General features: G+C 61.2%; 1 protein-coding gene. It reads left to right on the plus strand.

What is annotated here, in order from left to right:
- Window positions 1-289: ABC transporter permease (locus SB772_RS40070; RefSeq protein WP_410838527.1), on the plus strand; the 289-nt coding region annotated here is incomplete at both ends.

Raw genomic sequence — 289 nt, forward strand, 5'->3', positions numbered from 1 at the left:
GGCTGATCAACACCCCCGGCGCTGTGCTGCTCGGTATCGTCTATGGCTATCTGCCGCTGATGATCATGCCGATCTATGTCAGCCTCGAAAAGCTCGACCGGCGGCTTCTCGAAGCCTCCGCCGATCTGGGCGCCAAGCCGGTCTCGACCTTCTTCGGCATTACCCTGCCGCTGTCTCTTCCGGGTGTGATGACCGGTGTCGCGCTGGTGACGATCCTGCTGCTTGGCGAATACCTGATCCCCCAGCTTCTCGGCGGCGGCAAGGTGTTCTTCATCGGCAATGCGCTTGT

The sequence above is a fragment of the Paraburkholderia sp. SIMBA_030 genome (assembly GCF_046535245.1).
In the GTDB taxonomy this organism is placed as follows: domain Bacteria; phylum Pseudomonadota; class Gammaproteobacteria; order Burkholderiales; family Burkholderiaceae; genus Paraburkholderia.